20 protein-coding genes and 2 pseudogenes are annotated in these 23,083 nt (G+C 60.5%); 13 read left to right on the top strand and 9 right to left on the bottom strand.

The annotated features are described in order from the left end of the window. Window positions 1–31 precede the first annotated feature (31 nt). Together JQT59_RS02125 and JQT59_RS02130 are read right to left on the bottom strand one after the other, a co-directional pair. Window positions 32–1,252 (bottom strand): acetyl-CoA C-acetyltransferase, encoded by a 1,221-nt coding sequence (locus tag JQT59_RS02125; RefSeq protein ID WP_213571429.1) that lies wholly within the window; start codon window positions 1,250–1,252, stop codon window positions 32–34. Between the two features lie 780 nt (window positions 1,253–2,032). After that, window positions 2,033–3,658, bottom strand: a complete 1,626-nt coding sequence (locus JQT59_RS02130) for an AMP-binding protein (protein WP_213571430.1) — start codon at window positions 3,656–3,658, stop codon at window positions 2,033–2,035. A gap of 213 nt (window positions 3,659–3,871) precedes the next feature. On the opposite strand from JQT59_RS02130, the gene JQT59_RS02135 reads away from it, so the two are divergent. The 4 genes from JQT59_RS02135 (at window position 3,872) to JQT59_RS02150 (ending at window position 7,668) form a co-directional block, all read left to right on the top strand. After that, on the top strand, window positions 3,872–4,669 hold the full coding sequence (locus tag JQT59_RS02135; protein ID WP_213571431.1) for a maleate cis-trans isomerase family protein: 798 nt from the start codon (window positions 3,872–3,874) through the stop codon (window positions 4,667–4,669). Further along, window positions 4,666–5,313, top strand: coding sequence for a VOC family protein (locus tag JQT59_RS02140; protein ID WP_213571432.1), 648 nt, complete (start codon window positions 4,666–4,668; stop codon window positions 5,311–5,313). The genes JQT59_RS02135 and JQT59_RS02140 overlap by 4 nt, the downstream gene beginning before the upstream one ends. A 244-nt stretch (window positions 5,314–5,557) precedes the next feature. Next, window positions 5,558–6,742, top strand: coding sequence for an alpha/beta fold hydrolase (locus JQT59_RS02145; protein WP_213571433.1), 1,185 nt, complete (start codon window positions 5,558–5,560; stop codon window positions 6,740–6,742). A gap of 461 nt (window positions 6,743–7,203) precedes the next feature. Then, on the top strand, window positions 7,204–7,668 hold the full coding sequence (locus tag JQT59_RS02150; RefSeq protein ID WP_213571434.1) for a nuclear transport factor 2 family protein: 465 nt from the start codon (window positions 7,204–7,206) through the stop codon (window positions 7,666–7,668). A gap of 31 nt (window positions 7,669–7,699) precedes the next feature. Here the strand turns inward: JQT59_RS02150 and JQT59_RS02155 are convergent, their stop codons facing one another. Beyond that, window positions 7,700–9,187 (bottom strand): GMC family oxidoreductase, encoded by a 1,488-nt coding sequence (locus JQT59_RS02155; RefSeq protein WP_213571435.1) that lies wholly within the window; start codon window positions 9,185–9,187, stop codon window positions 7,700–7,702. Window positions 9,188–9,314: 127 nt separating this feature from the next. Here JQT59_RS02155 and JQT59_RS02160 point away from each other — a divergent pair, with 127 nt between their 5' ends. From JQT59_RS02160 to JQT59_RS02180, 5 genes are all read left to right on the top strand, one after another. Continuing rightward, window positions 9,315–10,793, top strand: a complete 1,479-nt coding sequence (locus JQT59_RS02160; protein ID WP_213571436.1) for an aldehyde dehydrogenase family protein — start codon at window positions 9,315–9,317, stop codon at window positions 10,791–10,793. Window positions 10,794–11,051: 258 nt separating this feature from the next. After that, window positions 11,052–12,167 carry a sugar ABC transporter substrate-binding protein gene (locus JQT59_RS02165; RefSeq protein ID WP_213571437.1) on the top strand — a complete coding sequence of 372 codons (1,116 nt, stop codon included), beginning with the start codon at window positions 11,052–11,054 and terminating at the stop codon, window positions 12,165–12,167. Continuing rightward, window positions 12,164–13,777: a sugar ABC transporter ATP-binding protein gene (locus tag JQT59_RS02170; RefSeq protein WP_213571438.1), complete on the top strand. Its 1,614-nt coding sequence runs from the start codon at window positions 12,164–12,166 to the stop codon at window positions 13,775–13,777. Before JQT59_RS02165 ends, JQT59_RS02170 begins: the two co-directional genes overlap by 4 nt. Next, window positions 13,774–14,820, top strand: coding sequence for an ABC transporter permease (locus JQT59_RS02175; protein WP_213571439.1), 1,047 nt, complete (start codon window positions 13,774–13,776; stop codon window positions 14,818–14,820). Before JQT59_RS02170 ends, JQT59_RS02175 begins: the two co-directional genes overlap by 4 nt. After that, window positions 14,756–15,295, top strand: coding sequence for a nuclear transport factor 2 family protein (locus JQT59_RS02180; protein ID WP_213571440.1), 540 nt, complete (start codon window positions 14,756–14,758; stop codon window positions 15,293–15,295). The genes JQT59_RS02175 and JQT59_RS02180 overlap by 65 nt, the downstream gene beginning before the upstream one ends. Before the next feature lie 171 nt (window positions 15,296–15,466). On the opposite strand, the gene JQT59_RS02185 is transcribed toward JQT59_RS02180, so the two are convergent. The 6 genes and pseudogenes from JQT59_RS02185 to JQT59_RS02200 all read right to left on the bottom strand — a co-directional run bounded on the left by JQT59_RS02185 (window position 15,467) and on the right by JQT59_RS02200 (window position 19,560). Continuing rightward, window positions 15,467–15,901, bottom strand: coding sequence for a transposase (locus JQT59_RS02185; protein WP_249353660.1), 435 nt, complete (start codon window positions 15,899–15,901; stop codon window positions 15,467–15,469). Continuing rightward, on the bottom strand, window positions 15,829–16,224 hold the full coding sequence (locus JQT59_RS36645; RefSeq protein ID WP_249353674.1) for a hypothetical protein: 396 nt from the start codon (window positions 16,222–16,224) through the stop codon (window positions 15,829–15,831). The genes JQT59_RS02185 and JQT59_RS36645 overlap by 73 nt, the downstream gene beginning before the upstream one ends. Before the next feature lie 73 nt (window positions 16,225–16,297). Continuing rightward, window positions 16,298–16,786: pseudogene (locus tag JQT59_RS02190) on the bottom strand (IS110 family transposase); the annotation flags it as partial. Window positions 16,787–17,044: 258 nt separating this feature from the next. Continuing rightward, window positions 17,045–17,467 (bottom strand): annotated as a pseudogene (locus tag JQT59_RS38245) (hypothetical protein); the annotation flags it as partial. Further along, window positions 17,364–18,275, bottom strand: a complete 912-nt coding sequence (locus JQT59_RS02195) for an IS110 family transposase (protein WP_502939697.1) — start codon at window positions 18,273–18,275, stop codon at window positions 17,364–17,366. The gene JQT59_RS02195 and the pseudogene JQT59_RS38245, both read right to left, overlap by 104 nt. Before the next feature lie 352 nt (window positions 18,276–18,627). Further along, the gene (locus tag JQT59_RS02200) at window positions 18,628–19,560 is read right to left on the bottom strand and encodes a LysR family transcriptional regulator (RefSeq protein ID WP_213571442.1); all 933 of its coding nucleotides are present in this window, start codon (window positions 19,558–19,560) and stop codon (window positions 18,628–18,630) included. A gap of 181 nt (window positions 19,561–19,741) precedes the next feature. Between JQT59_RS02200 and JQT59_RS02205 the strand changes: the two genes are divergently transcribed. The 4 genes from JQT59_RS02205 to JQT59_RS02220 are packed head-to-tail and all read left to right on the top strand — an operon-like array spanning window position 19,742 to window position 23,074. Beyond that, window positions 19,742–21,118: an aromatic ring-hydroxylating oxygenase subunit alpha gene (locus tag JQT59_RS02205; RefSeq protein WP_213571443.1), complete on the top strand. Its 1,377-nt coding sequence runs from the start codon at window positions 19,742–19,744 to the stop codon at window positions 21,116–21,118. Beyond that, window positions 21,115–21,660 (top strand): aromatic-ring-hydroxylating dioxygenase subunit beta, encoded by a 546-nt coding sequence (locus tag JQT59_RS02210; protein WP_213571444.1) that lies wholly within the window; start codon window positions 21,115–21,117, stop codon window positions 21,658–21,660. Before JQT59_RS02205 ends, JQT59_RS02210 begins: the two co-directional genes overlap by 4 nt. Beyond that, complete coding sequence (locus JQT59_RS02215) at window positions 21,657–21,866, top strand: ferredoxin (RefSeq protein WP_213571445.1); 210 nt, start codon at window positions 21,657–21,659, stop codon at window positions 21,864–21,866. Before JQT59_RS02210 ends, JQT59_RS02215 begins: the two co-directional genes overlap by 4 nt. Next, window positions 21,866–23,074 carry an NAD(P)/FAD-dependent oxidoreductase gene (locus JQT59_RS02220; protein WP_249353661.1) on the top strand — a complete coding sequence of 403 codons (1,209 nt, stop codon included), beginning with the start codon at window positions 21,866–21,868 and terminating at the stop codon, window positions 23,072–23,074. Before JQT59_RS02215 ends, JQT59_RS02220 begins: the two co-directional genes overlap by 1 nt. The last annotated feature ends 9 nt before the right edge of the window (window positions 23,075–23,083 follow it).

Genomic DNA, 23,083 nt, shown 5'->3' on the forward strand with positions numbered 1-23,083 from the left:
TGCGTTCGCGCATAAGTGCGACTCCACGACCTCAGGAGAGTCGTTCGAGTATCATCGCCATGCCCATGCCGCCGCCGACGCACATGGTCTCAACGCCGAACGTCTTGTCGTGCGTGGTCAGGTTGTTCAGCAGGGTGGTGGTAATGCGGGCGCCGGTCATACCAAACGGGTGGCCGACGGCGATGGCGCCGCCGGAGACGTTCAGTTTGTCGTGGTCGATGCCGAGTTCGCGAGCCGACCCGAGGACCTGCACGGCGAATGCCTCGTTGATTTCGAACAAGTCGATGTCGGAGATCGACATGCCTGCGATCGACAGTGCTTTACGCGTGGCCTCGATCGGTCCGAGGCCCATGACTTCGGGGGACGTGCCGGTGACGCCGGTGGACACGATGCGTGCCAGCGGGCTAAGTCCGAGTGCCTTGGCCTTGGTGTCGCTCATGATGACCAGGGCGGCTGCGCCGTCGTTGAGCGGGCAGGCGTTGCCAGCAGTGACAGTTCCGTTCGGGCGGAACACGGGCTTGAGATCGCTGATCTTGGTGTACGTGGTGCCGGCGCGTGGGCCGTCGTCTTTGGATACGACGGTGCCGTCGGACAGGGTCACCGGGGTGATTTCGCGTTCGAAGAAGCCGGAGTCGATGGCTTCCTCGGCGCGGTTCTGGCTGCGCACCGCCCAGAGGTCCTGCTCTTCGCGGCTGATGCCGGTGAAGAGGGCGACGTTCTCGGCGGTCTGACCCATTGCGATGTAGGCGTCGGGGAGGTCCCCGTTCTCGCGGGGATCGATCCAGCTGTCCGCGCCCTCTTCCTGCGCCTTCTGGGTGCGCGCTTCGGCGTCGGCGAAGATCGTGTTGTGGCTCTGGGGGAGCGAGTCGGAGCTGCCGTGGATGAAGTTGGAGACGCTCTCGACGCCAGCGGAGATGAAGACGTCGCCTTCGCCTGCCTTAATGGCGTGCAGGGCCATGCGGGTGGTCTGCAGGGAGGACGCACAGTAGCGAGTGATGGTGGTTCCGGGTAGGGAGTCGTAACCGAGGAGAACCGCGACGATGCGAGCGAGGTTGTTGCCCTGCACGCCTCCGGGCATGCCGCAGCCGAGTAGGAGATCGTCGATGTCGGTCGGGCCGAGCGCGGGGACCTTTGCCAGTGCGGCAGCGACCATCTGCACGGTGAGGTCGTCGGGTCGGATGTCTTTCAGTGAGCCTTTCATCGCGCGGCCGATCGGGGAGCGAGCGGTGCTGACGATTACTGCTTCTGGCATGAACTTTCCTCCGTAGGTTGGTGGTCTGGCGGCTGTTCGGGACCGTTGAAGGCCACTGCCAAACGGGGGCCATTCGGGCCCGCGCGCAGTGCCGCAGCTGATCAGACACTTACGCTACCCTAGCGGTCCCTTCTCTCACTCGACCAAATCTACTAAATCGCAACATTATTCAAAGCGGCCCTCTGCGTTAGATGAATTTCAGTGCCTCACCCATCTCAGTGACAGAAGAGACGCCCCCCGCCCGTCCAGGAATTTTGACCGGAGGGCCTAAGAGAGAAGAACCACGCTCCCGTCGTGATCGACCTGTTGAAAGTTTTGCTCCGCAACACATCAGAAACTCACAAGGATCTAGACGGGTGTCGAGAGGCGCTGGCGCTCTGACACGGATCACTGCGCATTCGTCCGCATCGCGAAGACAGCCCGGAACCGTGCTCCGACCGCTCGGTGGCGAGAATCGCGCGCGGTATCCGCCGCCGGCACGCCGAGCATGTTCACGCGTATCGGCAGGATCATCCGTCATGCTGTTTGTGAGAGTTCAGCCTACTTGCTGGTTGGCAGTCGCTCAGTGCGACCAGGTAAAGACGCTGACGCTTCTCGGCAGACCGCCTTCGCGTGCCTCTCGAATCGGTTCCACACTGACACATACCTAGATGACTTGGCTAAGCCGCGAAACAGGCCCGCACACGACCAGTCGTGGATCTCACTGGGACAACCCGCGCGGTCGAGTGGCGTAGGACGAAGTGCGCAATTCTTCTGCGCAACCTCTGGGCCGCGTGTGCGTCATCGTTTGCCGAACGCGGTCACGGTCGACGAATCGAGGCTGTGAGGGGATCCCTCCGCGGCGAGTCGGTTCGCGATGTCGCTGCGCAGCTCAAGCTTGTTAATCTTCAGTGTTGCGGTCCTTGGCAACTCTTCGATGATCTCGATGCGCTCGGGCCACTTGAACTTTGCAACACCGAGTGCGGCGAAGTGCTGCTGAATGTCCGTCAGGGTCGGCGGTATTGCGCCATCACGGAGCGTGAGGTAGGCGCAGGCTCGTTCACCGAGCCGCGTGTCTTTCATAGCTACAACCGCGGCCTCGGCAATTGCCGTGTGCTGGCGTAGGAGCTTTTCAACCTCTTCAGTGCTGAACGTCTCGCCGCCGCGGCTGATAACGTCCTTGATGCGCCCTTCCAGCACAATGTAAAGGGTTCCTTCACAATCGATCAGGCGAGCAAGATCGCCGGTGAGGAGGAAGCCGTCGGGGGTGAAGTTCATCGCGTTGTGCTCGGGCGAGTCGTAGTAGCCGGCGACGGTACTCGGGCCTCGGTAAATCAGCATGCCAGGCTTACCGTCAGGTACAGCTGCGAGCGTGACAGGGTCGACCACAAGTATTTGGTCGTCCTGGGCGAAAGTAGGGGTGCCGACTGATGAGGCGCGTATTTCGCGCGGAGCGTCGAGTCTGCTCGTTGCATATGGTCCCTCAGCCATTCCCCACGTTTGACCGATCCAAATACCGCTGGAGGCAATCTTCTCGACGACGTCCGCGGGCGGCTTGGAACCTGAGTAGATGAGGAATTGGAGGCTCGTCGCGCAGAGTATTCTCCACAAAGGATGGTCGAGCCAGGTCTCCATGGCACTGATCATCATCAGGTCGGTAGCGCGTGTGTCCAACAGCGCTTCGATCGTGGTATCGGCGTCAGCGAACGGCAGCGGGATGACGCATCCGCCGACGCTGTGCGCTCCGAACAAGGCATTAATTACGCCCGCGTTGTGCAGAATCGGCATGACATGCGCCGTCCTCGAATGCGGCTGGCGGCCGAGCGTGCGGGAGTTAAACAGGGCCTGATTCCAATACTCGGCATGCAGGCGCGGGATAATTTTGGGGGTACCAGTAGTGCCCCCCGACAGTTGGAATACTGCGACGTCCTCATGGTGAATCGTCGCTTGGACCAGTTCGACCTGGTGTCGAGCATCTACGGGGTCGATGTCGCTGCCGACATCGCTCAGTCTGACAAAGCCATCGGGTGCAGATCCCACAGTCAAGAAATGGGAAATCGATCGCTGCTTCTGAGCGTTCTTGTGTGCGAGGTCGAGTAGCGCGCCATTCGAGGTGGCCGAATCGACCAAATGACCCACTGCCTGGATGGCACGGCTGATCTCGCCAATCTCGTGGGACCTATGCGCTGGCAGTGCTGCTACAGGAACCGCTCCGGCCTTCAGGAGCGAATAGAACGCTAGAACCGTCTCTGCAGAGTTGCCGGCTTGAACGATCACGGCCCCACCAATCGGCAACCCAGCAGAAATCAACCAGGCCGCGACCTGGTCCGACCGGCTATCGAGTTGTTGGTAGGTCATCGTTTCGTCCAACCCGACTACCGCATCGTTGTCGGGGTACCGCTCAGCGACAGTACGGAATCGTTCCATGGTCGTCTCAAGGCTCCACGACCCGTTCTCCAAGTAGGAACTGGCGCGATTGGAAGCATGCCGAGAGACAGAGCCGTCTCGAATTGTTGACATTGAAATCCTCAGTGGGGGATGGGCGTGTGCAGCAGATCATATAGCGAAATGACTACTGAGTCGATACTTTGACAGAAGCGACGAATTGCGTTTGACTGGAGACCCTTCGATAGGAGATACATGACACGACATCGTGTGGGCTTAATCGTTCCGAGTTCCAACGTCACCGTGGAGACGGAGCTCCCTCAGCTTCTCCACCGACAACCTGAACTACACGTAAGTTTCCATTCGTCACGCATGCGGATGACGGCAGTCACTCCCGCCGGGCTCGCGGCGATGAATGTGCAACGCGAGCGATGCGTCATGGAGGTCGCCGATACAAATCCGGACGTTGTCCTCTACGCCTGCCTGGTCGCTCTCATGGCTGGTGAGCTCGGAGAGCATCATCGGGTGGAGTCGCTTATCGCCGAGCAACTGGCCACCGGCCAATCGGCGGCAAAGGTCCGGTCGAGCGCCGGAGCGCTTGTCGAGGCTCTGCAAGCAATGTCAGTACAGCGAGTAGCCGTGGTCACTCCCTATGCGAGGCCCCTGGCACGCAAAGTCGTTGACTACGTCGAAAACGAGGGCGTGGCCGTGGCCGACTATCGCGCTCTTGAGGTCGAGGACAACCATCAGGTTGGGCGGATACCTGGCGACCATGTGATGGCCGCGGCCCGCCAACTCGACCTCGACAACGTTGATGCCCTCGTGCTCTCGGCCTGCGTCCAGATGCCGTCGCTATCGCTGATTGACAACGCCGAACAAGAATTCGGCATCCCAGTCATCAGTGCTGCAACTGCCGGCGCGTTCAGCGTTCTGCGCGCCCTCGGCATTCCCGCCCACATTCCCGGTGCAGGCTCACTTGTTTCGTCAGGAACCAGTCTCTACCTGCGCCCGGAGCCGACACATCAATTCCCACGACTGGAGGCAACACAATGACATCACTTAGCGGGCAACACCTCGTCAAGGGCGTCGATCACACTGCATTTCCGACCTTCGATCCCGCGGGGACAGTGCGTTTCTACCGTGACGTCCTGGGATTTCCCATCGTGCACTCGATCTGCGCGGCAGGGTGGGGACCGGAAAAACATCCTGACTTCATTCATTTCTTCTTCGACATCGGCAACGACGACCGCATGGCATTCTTCTACTACTTCGGGCTCGAGCAGCCACAGACTGGAAGCCGCGGTGACGCTTACGCTCGATTCGACGACTCGGCTCCAGAGTTTTTCATCGGATCGCGTCATCTCGCGTTGCACGTGGAGTCTGAGGAGGCCTTGAACGAGTACCAACGCCGACTCGACGAAAGCGAGTGGCCCACCGAGATGCGTGTACAACACGAGACGATCGAGTCGATCTACACGCACGATCCGAATGGATACATACTCGAGATCACCCGAGCCCTGCGCCCGGTCGTGCCGCAGGAAGATATCGATGCCGAGCTGACAATTGACGCGTTGCTTGAGGTCGTGTCTGATGGCATCCCTTCCATGGATGCACTTCTGACATACAAGGCCAAATTGATCGTCGAGCGATCCGCGGACTGGGATAATCTGCTACCGCAGCACGAAGAAACCATCTGATGCCCTCTATCTTTTTTCTCGATATCCCGGAGAATCGAACAGTCGTAGAGGTTGCCGACCAGGACGCCCGAGTGCGGGTCGACAAGAATGGCTTCTATTTCGAGGTCAGTTGTGATGAACCATTCGAAATAGACCGTCGTGCTACAGGTTGCCGCCACGCCGTTTGGTACAGCTGCGTTGCCGGCCTGGCGGGCTTCACCATCGCCGGGTGGGACAAAGACTCGCTACGACTGGAGATACGGCGATGATCACCGAGACCATACGGCTCAAAACAGCAGACGGCGCAACTGTGTCGGGGGTGCTCCGCATTCCGGACCGGGGGGCCGAGACAGTAGTCACGATCATGCACCCGCGAGAGGACGTGACGCACCACTCTTTTGTGTCGCACCTGACTGAACTTGGGGTGGCCGTGTGGACACAAGGCACACGGTCCGTCAACAACGACATTCGACTCCTTCACGAGCAGGCGCTGCTCGACGTGGCAGCAGGACAATCGTTTCTTGCGGACCGGAAGTTTGAGTCCCGCGTCACGCTGGGTCACTCGGGCGGTGCGACGCTCTTCGCCTTCTACCAGCAGCAGGCCCGTTTGCCTATCTATGAACGGCTTACCGAGGCCCCTGACGGCACGACCACTGATCTTGGTGCCGCCGACATGCCAGTACCCGACGGCGCGATTTTCGTTGCCCCTCACCCGGGCCAAGGGATATTGCTACAGCGAGTCATCGACCCCTCGGTGGTGAACGAATCAGATCCGTGGCTGTCCGACGGTGACCTCGACCCATACCGTCCAGCCAACGGATTTCGACCAGCACCAGAGGAATCGCGTTATTCACCAGACTTCATCGAGCGCTACCGCTCAGCCCAAGTTGCACGAATTCGCAGGATCGACGAGCTTGCACAGATAGCAGTCCAAGAGACACACCGTATGCGCGCATTCGCCTCCGCTTCAGGCGACGCTAACGAGCGACGGCGTTCTCTCGCGTCCAACATCATGGTGGTCCACCGAACAGATGCGGACCTGCGCTCGGTCGACCTGACCTTGGACCGCAACGATCGGCCGTACGGATCTCTTTTCGGGAGCCGACCCGATCTTGGCAATTTCGGATTTGCAGGCTTCTGCCGAATTACGACTCCAGCGGCATGGATGTCGACCTGGTCCGCGACCACGTCGCGAGCGAACTTTGTACGCAATGTCGCGGGCGTGACGTCGCCGGCCCTCCTTGTCGAACTAACCGGCGATCAAGCGTGCTTCCCTGCAGACGCTCGGGACATGTACTCATCTATCACGGCCCAGGACAAAAAGCACGTTCGCGTTGCCGGCACTCACTTCGGTGGACCGCTTACACAGGGCGGGCCGACCGGTACCGAATTGGCGTTCCAGCAAATCGCGCGGTGGCTGCGCGAGCGCTTCAGCACGGCGGCAGTATAAATTGAAGTCCGTCGGTGGCGGTCCTGCCGGACTGCTGGTTGCCCGACTCCGGCAAGGTCGGCATCCATCGACTCGTGTAGTTGTACAGGGACAGAGCGGGTTGGGTGAGACGTTCGGCTTTGGCGTCCGATTGCCCGGCCTGGTCCCGCAAAATGTGGGTGCCGCTGAACACAAGGTCAGTGCGGCCACCCGCGATATTTCCCGACCCATCGCCCTGTCGGTATTCACGTTTCCGCACGGGGGAGTTAGAGTCTCGGTAGACGGCGGCCTGGGGATCAAAGGGTTCATGTTGCCGCGCGCTAGGTCGGCCTGCCCGCGGAACCGTGATCCGGTAGTTGAGGCCGCTAGCAATGCCGACTGGCAATAAACTATGGGTTGCGGTCAGGTTGAATTCAAATCGCGGGTCGTGGATGGCGCTTGTTCCCGACCCGAAGACTTATTAGGTGCCATAGAGGAGAGCAATGAATCAGGAATTCACTGCAAGTCGGAACGAGGCTACAGAAGCTGATCCAATGGAGGTCATGACCAGGTTTTATGCTGCTGAGGTTCGTTATATCGCTGCGGGCGGGGCTGCCCGTGGCGCCGACTTTAGCGAAATGGCCGCATGCATGCATACGGATGTGGCAATGCATCAAGGTCCGTCGACCCCGTTCCCCGGCGACTGGATCGGTGTTGAAGAGCTAGAACGCTTTTTTGCCAATCTGGCCGAGACTTGGATTTCGATGGATATCCGCAACCCTCACTACTTTGCAGCTGATGACGGCGTGGCCATCAAGATGCAGGGGGTCCTGACCTCGCGGGCTACGGGCATGACGATTGAGACTGAGCTGGTTCAGGTCATAACCATGTCCGACGGACTCATCCGAGACTGGACGGTGTACTGGCTGGACCCGGTGTCGCTGCAGCGGGCGTGCGGCTTGATCTGAGAAGCCGCACGCCCCGCACGCCCCGCTCGCTTCAGCGCATGCCAGTCATAATCTCGCCAAGTCTCCATCCCACCAGTTGGGCCGTCACGCTTGTTGCTGCCGAGGGTATCGTCGGAAACACGGCTGCATCTGCCACCCGTAGATTGTCTAAACCGTGCACCATCAAGTCGCGGCCAACAACACTGTCGGGTCCGTCGCCGAGTGCGCATGTTCCAGCTGGGTGCATGTAAGACCCTGTAACCGCGGCGATGGCTTCATCGAGCTCTGATCCCGTTTCTTTAGGCCGGATCTCGACAAGACCGAACGGTTCGAGGGCCGGGTTCTCAACAACGTCGCGGATGATTTCAACACCAATGCGCGCTGCCTGCCGATCACGTGGGTCGCTGAGCAACGCGGGGTCGATAAGTGGGTGAGCAAACGGGTCCTCAGGATTGAGTTCAATCGAACCACGGCTGTGCGCGCCGTATATTCCAACGCTCGCGGTCGCGCCGTGCTCGACGCCCTCCAGGCCGTAGGCAAAGTGTCCGAAGGCGATACCGAGGGCAACGTCGGGGCAGCGGTTGTCATGGCGCAGCACGAGCTGCGTTTCGAAGTATTGAGCACGCGGCGGATCCAGAGGACGATTGCTTTGCCATACCACCGGCACGAGCGGGTGGTCGCGAAGGTTGGCACCTACGCCGGGTAGGTCTACGTGCACAGTGATGCCCGCCTGCGCTAGCTGGTCATGGGGGCCGACCCCAGATCTGAGGAGTAGGGCAGGGGACTCGATCGCGCCAGCACACAACACGACCTCGACGCTGTCTGTGGCGAGTTCAGACTTCTGGCCGTCACTTGCTGTCAGTATGAGCGCCTGCACCCGACCATCCCTGAGGACGAGACGTTCCACCGTAACGCCGCAGCGAATCTCTAGATTGGGTCGTTCCGCGATTGGTTTCAGGTACGCGGTCGCGGCGTCAGCGCGCCGGCCATCTGCCGTGAGTGCGAGGTCGAACCAGCCAACGCCGTCTTCATCTTCGGCGTTGAGATCGGCCACGCGCTTATGACCTGATCCGACGCAGGCTTCGACAAACGCAACTGATAAAGGGTTCGGGTGGGACACGGGTCCGTTGACGGCGGGACCAGCCGTGCCGCGACCGGGATTGGATCCGCGGTGTCCGTCAAGATCCTTTGCAGCTCGGTCCAAATCGGAGGCCTGCCACCCTGATCCCCAAGGCTCCAGGTCAGCCGCCGTCGGGAAGGAATGGATCATCGCGTTAACGGCCGTCGTGCCACCCAGGATCCGGCCTCGAGGGTACTCGAGGACCCTTTCGTTGAGTCCGGCTTGCGGCACTGTCTTGTAACCCCAATCGAAAATACTTCCGATCGTCTCCGGCCAGCGTGCCGGATCTGCGACTGCGTCGGGACGGGTGTCGTGGCCCGCCTCCAGGAGCAGCACCGACATGTCCGGATCGGTTGTCAGTCGATGGGCGAGCGCGGCTCCGGCGGCGCCGGAGCCGATGACGATGACGTGGGGTCGCATGGTGTTTTCCCTCTGTGTAAGCGGTTGTGGGTGGAGTCGAGCATGCACTCTTGTGCTCTTGACGTCAATGATGAATACTCGAAGTTACCGTCAAAGTAGTCGGATCATAGATGCTGAGGACCCCCAGATGACGAAACCACCCACGAACATCTCGACAACGCCCCCTGTCGGTAGCTGGATCGACGGAGCATGGAACACGGAGGGCGATGTCCATGAATCAATAGATCCCTCTACAGGTCAAGTAGTGGGCTTGTTCCATTCCGCCGGCAGGGACGAAGCTCAGTCAGCGGTCTCCGCAGCACGACGTGCTTTCGATACCACGGACTGGTCGCGGATCGTGCAACTCCGCGCCCGGGCGTTGTCAGATCTTGCGGATAACCTGGAGGCTCGCACAGAGGAAATCGCTGCAATGCTGTCCAGGGAGAATGGCAAGCTGTTGCCGCAGACGGCTTGGGAGGTCTCGTTAGCAGTGGAGTGGCTCCGCTACGGCGCCGCATCGGCGCTCACCCAGGTAGCTGGTCGTGCAGCGTCGCCGACCCCCGGTGTCTACTTCCACTCGATGCCCGAAGCCATCGGTGTGGCCGGCATCATCTCACCCTGGAACTCACCGATAGTGCTCACCGTGCGCGCGATTGCACCTGCGCTGGGTGCGGGATGTACGGTCGTGGTCAAACTACCCGGTCAGATCGCCATGACCAATGCCCTTCTCGGTGAGGTCGTCGCGGCCACCGCCTCACTTCCGCCCGGTGTACTGAACATCGTCACCGAAGCGGGAAACCAGGTAGCGCCCCTCCTCGTAGAATCCCCTGATGTCGACGTCATCAGTTACACGGGCAGCACCGAGGTGGGTCGTGCTATCGCGGCCGCGGCCGCGAACCGAGTCAAGCGGCTAAGTCTGGAACTGGGCGGCAAGACTCCGTTGCTCGTATTCGATGACGTTCAAATCGAGGCAGTTGTGCCGGTACTCGTCGCCGCATGCACCGTAATGAACGGCCAGTTCTGCGTGACTGGGTCCAGAGTGCTCGTTCACCGGGCAATTGCCGACAAGTTGCGAACCGCGCTCTCCGCCGCCCTTCACGCTGTGGTGGTTGGACCGGCCAATGACCCCAACAGCGAACTCGGACCGTTGGTGGATCAGGCCGCCGTCGAGAGGGTGGACAGGGCTGTTGAGGATGCTGCCGTCTACGGCAAAATCCTGGTTCGTGGTGGTCGGCCTGAAGAGCCTGCGCTAGCTTCTGGCGCATATTACCGCCCCAGTTTGGTAGAGATCGAGGACCTTGAGGCACCTTTGGTCCAGCAGGAAGTCTTTGGACCTGTGCAGACTTTCGAGGTGTTCGATGACGAAGATGAGGCGATCCGGCGCGCAAATGCAACCGAGTTCGGTCTAGCCGCCTCGATATTTACTGCCGACGACATCCGGGCGCGGCGCGTCGGACGGGAAATCCGGGCGGGGCTCGTTTGGTTCAACACCTGGGGTCTGCTTACTGAGCACTTCGAACAGTCCGGTTCCAAGCAAAGCGGTTACGGAAAACTCTGCGGCCCAGCCGCAATCGAGGAATTTCAGAACCTGAAGTACTACGCCACCGCAGCTCCACCATCTCAATAGAGGGTTCAACCCTGTAGGGAAGGACCCTCCCTATCTGGGGTACCTCACCACAATGGCACCGATCACCTGATAAGGAAGCGCATCCATAGCCCTCGGTGAATGCAATGGGGGCCGATTGCATTCACCGAGCTTGTGATTTTCGCGCCTTTCCACGCCTCTTTCAGCACAACCACTCGTGCCGAACCATGCACATTTTAGGAGTACGAAGTGATCACTTGTAATCGCCCGTGGGCGTCCACACGGATGGCGATATCACTGATGAGCGCAGCACTGCTTGCGGCGACCGCTGCATGCTCAGCCGGGGAATCTGTTGCATCTGAGCCTGACACGGAGTCGAAAGCCTCCGCCGAGTTCACTGCAAGGGCGGCCGACGCCGTCGCGGAACTGAAGGCCGAGCAATCGGCGACACCCCCGACCGAAGGGCCTGCAGCCGTCCCTGGCCAAAGGGTTGCTTTTATCACAATAACCGAGGCCGAATCAGCGTCTGTGGCCCTACTCAACGGACTTCAGTCGGCCGCAACCGCGCTCGGGTGGGAACATAAAACTTATAACGCGAACGGAAACCAAAGCGATGCGAATAGGTTTTTGCAGCAGGCGGTGACGACGAAGCCTGACGCTATCGTCGTGCTCGGCCTCAACGACACACAGACGGGCAGCGGGCTTGCTGCAGCGCAAGCAGCAGGTATTCCGGTTGGCTGCCTGAGCTGCTGGGCCGAGGGTCAGCCTGATTCGCGCGGTCCTTATGCGGCTATTTCTCCCTCGCCGTCGGCTTTCGAGCAGATGGGTTACGTCAACGCGGCATACGCTTACGACAAGACCGGCGGAAGTCCGAAATTCTTGACCTTCAACGACACGTCTTTGTCGAACCTCAACGCTCGCCAAGCGGGCTTCGATAGGTTCATCAACGAGTGTACAGACGCCGGCGGCAGCTGCGAAGTCGTGGCCAACCAGGAGTTCCAGGCAGCTAACCTCACCACGACCTTGGCAGGTCAGGCGGCGGCTGCTGCACAGGCCAATCGCGAGTTCAACGCTGTCTGGGCGAGCTTCGACGGTGCTGCCCAGTACGTCACCATTGGTCTCCGCCAGGCTGGTTTGGCGAACGATTCGACCTTCCTAGTCTCCGCGAACGGTGACCCGACAAGCGTTCAGACCATCAAAGAGGATGGCTATCAGAGGATTACCGTCAGTCTAGGGATGCAGTGGACGTCATGGGCGCTCATGGATGATCTCAATCGAGCGCTCGCTAACCAGCCTCCCGTCGAACAGAACGTGCCGATCCGGCTATTTGACTCGACGAATATCGATTCGGCAGAAGGTTGGGAAGGCGACGTCGACTTCAAGTCTTACTACACGCGCGTCTGGGCCGGCGCATGAACGCCGCCCTGATCGACAAGCACCAAGCCGGGGACTCTCGTCCCGAGAATCTTGCGCTAGTCACCCGCGGACTAACCAAATCCTTTGTGGGACGTAAGGTTTTGTCCGAAATGGACCTGGAGGTCCAGCGGGGACAGGTTCACGCGGTACTTGGACAGAACGGTAGCGGAAAGTCGACTCTCATCAAGTGCTTGGCGGGGATCCATCGGCCCGACGCGGGTGAGATCGTTGTGGGTGGGCGTGTGCTTCCGCGCAACTATCCTCCGAGTGCCGCAAGACGGTTCGGACTTGCCTTCGTCCACCAGGATCTCGGCCTTGCGCTCGATATGAGCGTTGCGGACAACGTCGCGACCGTGCGGGGTTTTGAACGGTCTGGCCCATTTATAAACACTAACGCGCACCACGAGGCCGCAAAGCGGGTACTTGACTTCATCGGAGTTAAGGCCAAACCCCAGACTTTGGTCAGGGACTTGCCAGTAACGTCCCGAACATTACTGGCGATTGGCCGGGCGATCGACTTGACTGGCGCGGGTGACTTGCAATGTCTAGTCCTCGACGAGCCGACAGCGGCGTTGCCCGACTCAGACGCTCACCTACTATTTGACACAGTCCAACAGTTGACCGAACTAGGCATAGGCGTGGTCTACGTTTCGCACCGACTGGAAGAAATCGATCGGCTCGCGGACACCGTGACTGTTCTCAGAGACGGTAGCCGCATGGGTACCCATAAGGTCAAGGACATCACCCGCAAGGCGTTGGTCGAAGAAATCCTTGGTGGAGGCAGCCAAGCCGTCGTCGCACCGTCACACACTCGTGCGAGGGTCGAACACCTCGGACCGTCCGAAGGCATGGCACTGGAGGCCGAAAACCTCAGCGGTGTGAAAATTCAGAATGTATCCCTCGCCGTTCGGCCGCGAGAGATCGTAGGTATCGCCGGCCTTGCAGGCAGCGGGCGAAGTGAGCTGTGCCGACTACTGTTCGGCGCACAGCAAGCGCGAACCGGACGCCGCAAAATCGGTGGCATTACCGTCAAGCGGTCGTCCCCAGCACAGTCAATTGATCAAGGCCTGGTCTACATCCCGGAAGACCGGCGGGGGCAGGCGTGTCTAATGCACATGAGCGTCCGTGAAAACATCCTTCTGCTCCAAACGCCGGTTCGGCGCGGACTCATCGATCGGAAGCGAGAACGGCGCTTGGCCGAGGAGGCGGTCGCGCAATTTCAGATCCGCCCCGACGACAGCGAAGCGCTGGTCGCATCGCTTTCCGGTGGCAACCAACAAAAGGTACTGATCGCCAAATGGCTGCGCACCAACCCGTCAACAATCATCCTCGACGAGCCAGTGCAGGGGATGGACGTCGGAGCGAAGGCGCAGGTGTTTGCGCAATTACGTGAAGCCGCCAACGCGGGCACGGCGGTTTTGGTTGTCGACAGCGATTTCGACAATCTGGCGGAACTATGCGATCGCACCTTGGTGCTACGCCACGGAGCGATCGTGGCCGAGCTCGCCGGTGCCGCAATGACAAATGCAGCAATGACCCACGCAACGTTCGGTATCACAGAAAAGGCTGATCACATAGCGGCCGACATGGAGGATGGTCGATCATCATGACCGATTACAACACGAGGACGGTAGTCGATGACCAGTTCAACCGCACCGAAGGAAACGGAGTCACAGCACCGCGCGCGCGCCCCTCACGGCCGAGCCGCGCGGAGGTCGCCCGATGGTCGCGTTTCGCCCTGCCGGTGCTACTCCTGGTCCTCGTAGCCACGTTTTCGGTGCTGGAACCAACCTATTTCGCCACCGTTGACAACGCCAGGACGATCCTGGTGACGCAGACGGTCCTGGCCACGCTTGCCATGAGCGCCCTGTTCACACTCGTGGTCGGACAGTTCGACCTCTCGATTGGCGCGCAGTTGGGCCTCGCGCAGGTAGTTCTGCCCGGCCTCCTGAGTCGCTATGACGTTGACCTAGGCACTGGAATAGTGATTACCATTGCTGTAACGACCGTGATCGGCGCTTTCAACGGCGTCCTGGTCGCCAAACTGCGACTCAACTCGTTCATCGCTACGCTGGGTGTCGCCACCATCCTCCAAGCGACGGTGCTCTGGTATTCCGGAGGCCGGGTGATCTTCGAAGGACTACCGCCATCGTTGACCGGGCTGTCGACCGCCGAGATAGTGGGGATACCGCTCCCGATCGTCTACATCGCAATCCTGGCGATTCTTGCCTGGCTTGTCCTTGAACGGACGCCGCTCGGCAGACGTATGGAAGCAGTGGGCGTGGGCCATGAGGCGGCTCGTCTGTCCGGCATCAACGCTGACGGCATTACGATTCTCGCATTCTGCTTCGGCGGTGCGCTAGCCGGTGCGGCAGGCGTGCTACAAGCCAGCCAGATCGGCAGTGGAAATCCCGCCCTTGGGCCGGAATTCTTGTTGCCAGCGTTTGCAGCAGTATTTCTCGGTGCTACAGCGTTCAAGGTAGGGCGGTTCAACCTCTGGGGCACTATTGTCGCGGTCCTTACGGTCGCAACAGGTGTCGCCGGCCTAAATCTCATGGGTGTGCCCCAGTGGGTCAACCCACTCTTCAATGGCGTTGCGCTGCTTTTGGCAGTTACGGCGGCTCGACTGCTCCGGGGGGTGGGCAGCCAGTGAGCGACCGTATTGGCACGCACTGTTCGAGCGTCGTTCAAGACCTCGAAGGCCTCGAAGACCCACGTCCCCTGCTGCGGAGCTTCTACGACGCGGAGATACGGTACGTGTCGGCCCGGAGGAGGCAAAAGCCGGCGCGGACTCCGCAGAGGTTGCTGCTCACTTAGACCGCCAAGTCGTACTGCATCAAGGGCCGTCGGTGCCGTATTCGGGCGACTGGGTGGGCGTCGAAAGTTTGGAGCGGTTCTTCGAAGTGTTCGCCGAAACCTGGGAATCGCTCGATATTACCGAGGTTACCCAGTTCGTCGGTGCAGCCGGAGTTGCAACGAGTCTGCGGATGCAAGCCACGGCACGGGCTACCAAACGAGGAGTCAATACGCGCGTCAGCCAATTCGTCACTTTACGTGGCGATCGTATTCAGGATTTCACCATTCTCTATCTCGACCCGATCGCGGTTGCTGACGCCGTTTGCGTTTAGAGTCTGAGCAGATAGGGAGCGTACGCTCGGCGCGCGTACGCTCCCTAGCCCGCGCGACGAAAAATGCTCATGTGCGCATTGGAGACAGTCTATGGTCCGTCGCCTTGGAGCGTGTCGACCGTCACGTATTTGGATCTGGCGCAGTTTTCGTGAAGCCCTTGGGGCGCTTGATTATCCGGCGTGTATGACGCGTTTGTGGAGTAGGTCGAAGTTGGCGCGTCCGTACATCTGCCGTTTGAGCATCTTGATCCTGTTCACGTGCCCCTCGACAGCGCCGGAACTGTGCGGCAGTGTCAGGCCCGCGGTGACGGCATCGAGATCACGGACCAAACCTGCAGCGAACGACCGAAGCGCCGGTGATCCTTCTCGCCGGGTGCGGCCGATCCAGGCGTTCAGGTCGTTGCCGCGCCGGTCAACCATGATCTCGGCAAAGTCCCGGACGAGCCGACCGGTGGTGGCCAACGCGGGGCTGCGCGCCAGGAGCGCGGCGCGCCCGGCCCGGTCCTCGTCGGTGAGCCGGTCCGGTCGTCGGGTCAGCCACCCGGTGACTCGCCGGACGCTGGGCGCGGCCGGCCTCGAGGGCGGGGCGGTGTGGGCGGAGCGCAGCGGCTGGAGGAATCGGCGGACGGTCTTGACGCTGCCGCGGTAGCGCCACGTTCGGTGATCTCGCGCGTGAGGACGACCGCGTCGACACATCCGCCGGCGATGCGTTCGCCCAGGTAGGGTGCGTACTCGTCGAGCAGGCTGCGGCCCGTCCGCGTGGTGGGCAGCAGATCGTGGACATCGGCAGCGCGGGCGAAGCGCCGCACCGTCTTACGATCGAGCGGCAGTGCCCGTGAGATATACGAGATCGTTCTTCCCTGCGAGAGCAACTCGTGGACGACAGCGTGGCGTTCCCGCGTCCGGGTGGCCAGGCGACCGTCAGCCATGCCACTCTCGGTCGGGTCGGTAGTCGCGGAGGAGGGTTTGTCGTTTCCGCCGTCGGTGCTCGTGGTCTCGGCGGGTGGGCGCAGGTCGGGCGAGCAACTGCCGTAGCAACGCGTGCAGCTGATTGACGAGACGAGTTCGACTGTTACACATGTTTGTTCGACGCTCGTCGAGCAGCGCCAGGATATCGGTCGGGCCCTCGGGATCGACCGGTCGGGCGTCGCCCTGTAGGGCGGCGACACATGCGGCTGCGGCGGCGTCGATGCGGTCGTTCTTGCGTCGGCCGCCGCGGGAGAGTTGTCGGATCCGGGCGGTGGAGGTGGTCGGGACGTCGAGGACCAGTTCGCCGAGGACGAGTAGCCACTGTGCGAGGTGATGGCCGAGTCCCTCGGCGTTCTCGATCGCCCACTTGTGCGTGGGCCAGGCCTTGGCCCAGGCGATCAGCGTCTTGTAGCCGGTGAGTGTGGCGTCGATGCGGATCGAGTCGAGGTCGGTGTTGGTGGCCGGGTCGACCGCGGTGGCGGTGTGGCTGGACTTGTGGGGATCGATGCCGATGACGATCATGGAAGGCGGTTCCCTTCTCTGCTCGGATTGGGGAATCCGCGGAGGACAATCCGACTTCAAGCACCTCTCACAGCAGCTTGTGGTCACGCCTCTCTTCAGTCACTCCGCGAACGCAGACCGGGAGGGTAGACACACCCCAGGAGGGTCAACCCAACGGGCGGGTGACAGGAATTACGCGAGTCAGCCCTCCCGGTCTGCTACGGAACGCTACGGGCAGCTAACCCGACCACGGACCGATGACACGAAGATAAGTCGGAATTACATGACCGCTGACAGAGCGGTCATCTGATGTAGATTCGAACCGACCTCGACGGCCTGCTCATAGTTGTGTCCGGGTCGATCCACGCGCCGTCGCCACTGGAGCTCGTCGGCGAAGCAGATCAGGGGGTTGACCGTCAGCAGTCCATCACCGCCAGAGACCAGCACCAGCCCGCCAGTTCCCGCGCAATGGCCACGTTCGCTATCACGGGTCGTTTGCTGCGTTCGAGAAACCCCACCCACCGCTGGTGCAGGCGACGGTTGCCGTCGTCGCCTCGGGTGCGGGCCGCTGCCGGTGCCTGCTCCCACCGGGACCGCATCACTGCCCCGATGTGATAGCGCGGCCGGTGATGCCAGGCAGCTCTTCCCCAAGAGCCGTCGGGCGTGGGTGTTGCCGGTTTTGGTGATCGATCCCTGCACCCGGGACGAACCGGACGAGTACTTCGAGGGTACCAATCCGACGAACGAGCCGATGGCGAAAGCCGGTGAACCGATTCCAGTCACCGATTTCCACCGCCAACGCGAAACCGGTCAAGGTGCTGACCCCGCGCAGGCAACACCTCCGGCGGACAATCGGGGTGAACTCACTCGCCGCGGCCATCTCCTCGATCGCGGCATCGAGTCGCCGACGTCGGGCCTGCATCGTGAGCACATGGTCGTAGTCGGCGTCGAACGCCATCCGTGTCGCAGGCAAGATCAACTGCGGCGCCACTTCGGTGCGCAACCACCGGTCATGCGCTCCGGTCCATGCTCGGCCGCCGTAGTAGACGACGCCGTGCCGAAGCAGCAGCTTCGACAGGCGGTGACGCGCCCGCATCAGATCCCCGCGGCAATCCTCCCCGGCCCGCACCAGATCCCGGGCCGCTTCCTGATCGACGCTGGGGATCGCCACCGAGATGACCTCGTCCAGGCGCAGCAACCGGGCCAGGTGCAGAGCGTCGCGGGCGTCGGTCTTGACCCGGTCCCCGGATGGTTTCTGCAGCTTGGACGGCGCGACAACCTCACACCAGACGCCGGCGGCGGCCAGATCCCGATACAGTCCGAAACCGGTCGGGCCGGCCTCGTACGCAACTGCTACCGGCCCCGGCAGGCTCGATATCCAGGATCGGATGTGCTCATAGGACGGGGTCAATCGTCCCTGGACCACCTCACTGGTGAGACTGTCGATGGCCGCTGCCGCGACCGAACGTGCGTGCACGTCCAGTCCAATGCTCGTACGCTCGGTAAACACCGGGGCCTCCCACAATTGTCGGATAGGCCGGGCAGGCAGGTTCGTCTGCTCGGTAACCCACGAATCTTGTGCGTGAGGCCTCGGCCCGCAAGAGCGCTCTACCGGCCCCTTTCGGGGGGCGTCCTCGGTTACTGCTGACCCGCCCGGCGCAGGCCGGCGATGTCAACGTGGAGCACGCGCAGCGCAGCGAGCATGAACGACGTTGAGATCGTCCCCGCGCCGGGCGCACCCTTTCATCGGACCGAGGGGACGTCCCGCCGCCAACGGGAGCGAGCTCACGACAAGTCGTGCGTCACTCCATATCGTCTAGCGCTCACGTCCCATCGCCCCTCCGACGGCTTCCTCGTCAAATCTATATTCCCGGTGCAAATTCCGAACTCATATCAGCAAGTAGCTGGCGAAGCCACTGGTGAGCAGGATCGCTATCGGTGCGCTGAGACCAAATCATGGTTTCAGTAGAGAAGTTAATATTCTTGACGGGTACTTCCGACAACTGGAGGTTCGCCTGCTTCGCAATTGCTAGTGCGAAACGTTCCTGTACCACAGTAATCATACGGGTGTCCCGGAGCAGGAACGGTGCGACGCCGGAATCCGTGGTGATCTCAAGGTTTCGGGGAACTCCCATAACGTCGAGTTGACGTTCGATCAGAGACAGCGTTCGGCCAGACCAGGTGGCCAGGTAAGGAAGGGTGCAAAACTGATCGTAGGAGATGCGACCACCGATGTCGGGATGGTGCGCGTCTGCAGCAACTACATATCGGTCACGGAACAGCGCCCGATGCGGAAACTGGCGGTAGTCGGGGAAAGCTTCTTGAGGGATGATCAGTAGGTCAACTTCATGGCGGCTCAGGCGCCCGATGAAGTCTTCGCCGGGCATCTCAATGTGTAACCGCACGCCAGGTGCCTCCTGCTCCAAACGCGCCAACACCGGCTGCAAGAAAGTTAGGGTTAAGTGGTAGTCGACGATCAACACCGTGAGCGTTCGAGAATCAGTTGCAGGATTGAAGGTTTCGCGTCGGGCAAGAAGATGTTCGGCATCATTCAATAGTCGGCGGACGGGTTCGATCAACGACTCCGCGAACGGTGTTGCCACCAATCGTCGTCCATCTCGCACCAGCACGGGATCACCGAGCAATTTTCGCAGTCGGCCGAGCGTCGAGCTCATTGCGGACTGGCCGATGCCCAACCGCTCAGCTGCGCGTGTAACGCTGCGTTCGCTCATCAGTGCTTCGAAGGCAACGAGCAGATTGAGGTCGATTCGCCGGAGGTCGGTCAGTGCGCTCACGATTCCAGCTTAAGTGGCCCCGTCGATCCTTGGCCCCGTCTTGCAAAGACGAGATCGGAGCGTGCGATACCTCCAACTATTGACAAAATCGATATACAGATTGAAAAACATTGTTTGCCGCGATATCCGTTTGAATCTAATCTTTCATCAACGGTGTAACTCACATCACTTCGGAGGATCAATGCAAACAGACGTCTCAGATGTTGGAGCAGATCGAAGGCTCGCCGACATCCTGGCCAGGGTAGAGAGTAGCCTGGCCGATGATCTGCTGCCCGTCGAGATCTTCAACGATGTCGATGTGTTTCAGGCGGAGATCGAGCGAATTTTCGCGCGCACATGGGTATTTGTCGCCCACGAGTCCGAGATCTCGAAACCGGGCGACTTTGTGCAACGACGTATAGGCTTGGATCCGGTCATCGTAACGCGCGACGGCGACGGCGGCATCAACGTACTGTCGAATTACTGTCGACACCGCGGAACGCAGGTGTGTCAAACCGATCAAGGCAATTCACGGTTCTTTAAGTGCGCCTACCACGGCTGGACGTACGCCAACAACGGTGAGCTTATCGGTACTCCCTTTATGCAGGCCGCATACGGAACTCCTCTCGATAAGAGACAGTGGGGGCTCTTGAGGGCACCACGTGTTGAGAGTAGGAGCGGATTTATCTTCGCCTCCTTGTCGGAAGATATAGAATCGCTGGACGAATTTCTCGGCGGTGCAGGCTGGATGTTGGATGCGCTGGTTGGCATGCATCCCGACGGGATGCGAGTGGCCGGACCGCCTGATCGCTACCACGTCAAGGCGAATTGGAAGACCGCAGCGGAGAACTTCAGCGGCGACACCTACCACGTACCAAGTCTGCATGGCAGCATGGGCGAGATCGGTTTAGCGTTCGGCTTGGACGCCGGTGGCGAGTTCGGGCGGCCTTACGAGTTTGAGAACGGACATGCCTTCCTGGGGATCGCATGGACCGAGCAGGACCCCCAGCTGGAGTTTTGGGGTTACCCGCCAGAGATCAAGGATTCATTCGATCTGTCCGGTTTCGATGAGAGCCAGACGCGCGTAGTTACGCACGACGGACCAATTGTGGGCACGGTCTTTCCGAACCTCAGCTTCTTCCGGGCAGCGGCTTTCGACGGCAGTGGATTGATGTCCGTCGTCACTTCTTTCCGTCAATGGCAACCAGTTGGGCCCGGTGAACTGGAGGTATGGAGTTGGCAATTTGTCTGGAACTTTCAGGATGAAGACTCAGCCTTGCAGGACGCTACGATCGGGCAACTGCAGTTCGGTGTTGCCGGTGTCGCAGAACAGGACGATACCGTTGCGTGGGAGGGGGCCCCTAAGGCCGGCGCAAGTGCGTGGGCACGAAAAGAGCAAATGAATTTTCATTTCCAGCAGGGGAATTTCTCGGCGATCGATCAGTCACCCGATCCTGCGTGGCAGGGACCAGGAATTCGCCGACGCACAGGCTTTGGGGAGCACAACCAGTTGCATTTCTATCGGCACTGGCTTCACGAGATGCAGGAACAACGCCCTCTGAACGGACCAACGTCATGACCGCGACATCAGTTCCGTCTGGTCCGGAGGTCGGTACCCCTGCTATTGATCCCCAACTGCATTTGGAGGTGACCAACTTCCTCGCGACTGAGGCTCGGCTTCTCGATGAGGGACGCGAAGAGGAGTGGTACGAGTTGCTCGCGGACGACTTACTGTATTCAATTCCCATTCGGCAAGCCAAAGAGCCGCGATCAACTGAAGTCACACGGAAAGCCTTTCGTATGCGGGACCGGAAGGCTCACGTACGCATGCGGCTGAATCGCCTAGCCACAGGACACGCGTACTCCGAGGTCCCCCCCTCCCGAACCATGCGTCTGGTTGGCAGCGTGGAGGTAGCAGCCGGATCTGCCGTCGACCTGATTGCCGTGTCCAGCGCCCTGCTACTTTACCGCCAGCGCGGAATTGACACGCACTTTGACCTCATACCCTGTCGCCGGAACGACAATTTGCGTCGAACCAAGGATGGTTTACGCTTGGTCACCCGCGAAGTGATCCTGACCGAAACAAGTTTGGCAACACCGAACTTGGGAGTGTGGCTGTGAAGTCTCGGGTATTTGTCGACGCATCGAAATGCCAGCTTTACGGTATCTGCGTTGTCACCCAGCCAGATGTGTTCGATATTCCAACCGATAACTCTGCATTGACCATTCTTCGTGCAACGGTAGGTGACGACGAGATCGATGACGTCGAAGATGCAGTACGCTCCTGCCCCGCCCAAGCTCTGAGCCTGAAGCGCGTCGAAACATGATGTCGGCGCAAGCTAACGCGGTTATAGTCGGGGCATCGGCAGCAGGTCTGGCCGCCGCAGACGGTCTGCGCGATGGCGGGTGGCTGGGCACTATCACCGTCCTGGGCGAAGAGCGACATCATCCATACGATCGGCCGATGTTGTCCAAAGCACTGCTAGAACGTCATACTGGTCAACCTGCTCATCTGCGGTCGCTCGAACAGCTTACCGAACGTGAGATCGAGGTTAGAACCGGCCAGGCGGCACGCGGACTCGATATCGACCGGCGTCTACTCGTCACCAGTGATGGTGATGTATTGCCCTGGGATGCATTGGTTGTCGCCACCGGCAGTCGGCCGCGGTCGCTCACGACTGCGGACGGCGTCGCACTGCCGACACTGCGAACGATCGATGACTTGAAGGGCCTTCGAGCGGCCGCGGAATCGCGACGGTCGGTGACTCTGGTCGGAGCGGGACTGATTGGACTAGAAGTCGCATCGGCGCTGCGCTCACGAGGCACCGCTGTCACCGTTGTGAGTGCGGAAACAACCCCTCTACAACCGATCTTCGGGCCAACGGTGGCGAGGTGGATGTGGCAGAAGCACGTCAGTTCCGGAGTGACTGGTGAACTCGGTCGCACAGCCGTCTCGGTCCAGGGCGTGCCGCATGACTACAGTGTCAACCTTGATAACGGCACCGTGCTCAAAGGCGATCTCGTCTTCGCGAGTATCGGAGTGACCCCGTGCGACGAATGGCTGGACGGGTCGGGCGTTCGCCGACGGGAGGGCGTGTTGTGTGACAGGGCCGGACGTACGAACGTGCAGGGCGTATGGACCGCAGGCGACGTTGCACGTATAGAGGGTTCCATTCCTGAGGATGACGGGCTCAGCTTCGGGCATTGGACGAACGCGGTTGAACAGGGCAGGCAGGTTGGTCTCAACATCGCGCGGGGTGAGGAACGCCCCTACCACAGCCTCCGTTCCTTCTGGACCGTTCAACATGGCCTCACAGTTCGCACGCTCGGTACTCCCGATGCGAAGGGGGCCGACGAAATGGTAGAGGGCGAGTTGAATTCCGACGAGTTCGTCATCCTACACAGTAGCCGTGACGGTGACTGGAGCGGCGTCACCGCCTGTCGCCGGGACCGTTCTCTGCGCGAATATCGAAAACTATTGCTGGCAAACGGATCCCTCGAAGAAGCCCGCGATCTGGCACACAGACAAAAATAGTAGATCCAT

The sequence above is a fragment of the Rhodococcus sp. USK13 genome, assembly GCF_018343855.1.
Lineage (GTDB): Bacteria > Actinomycetota > Actinomycetes > Mycobacteriales > Mycobacteriaceae > Rhodococcus_F > Rhodococcus_F oxybenzonivorans.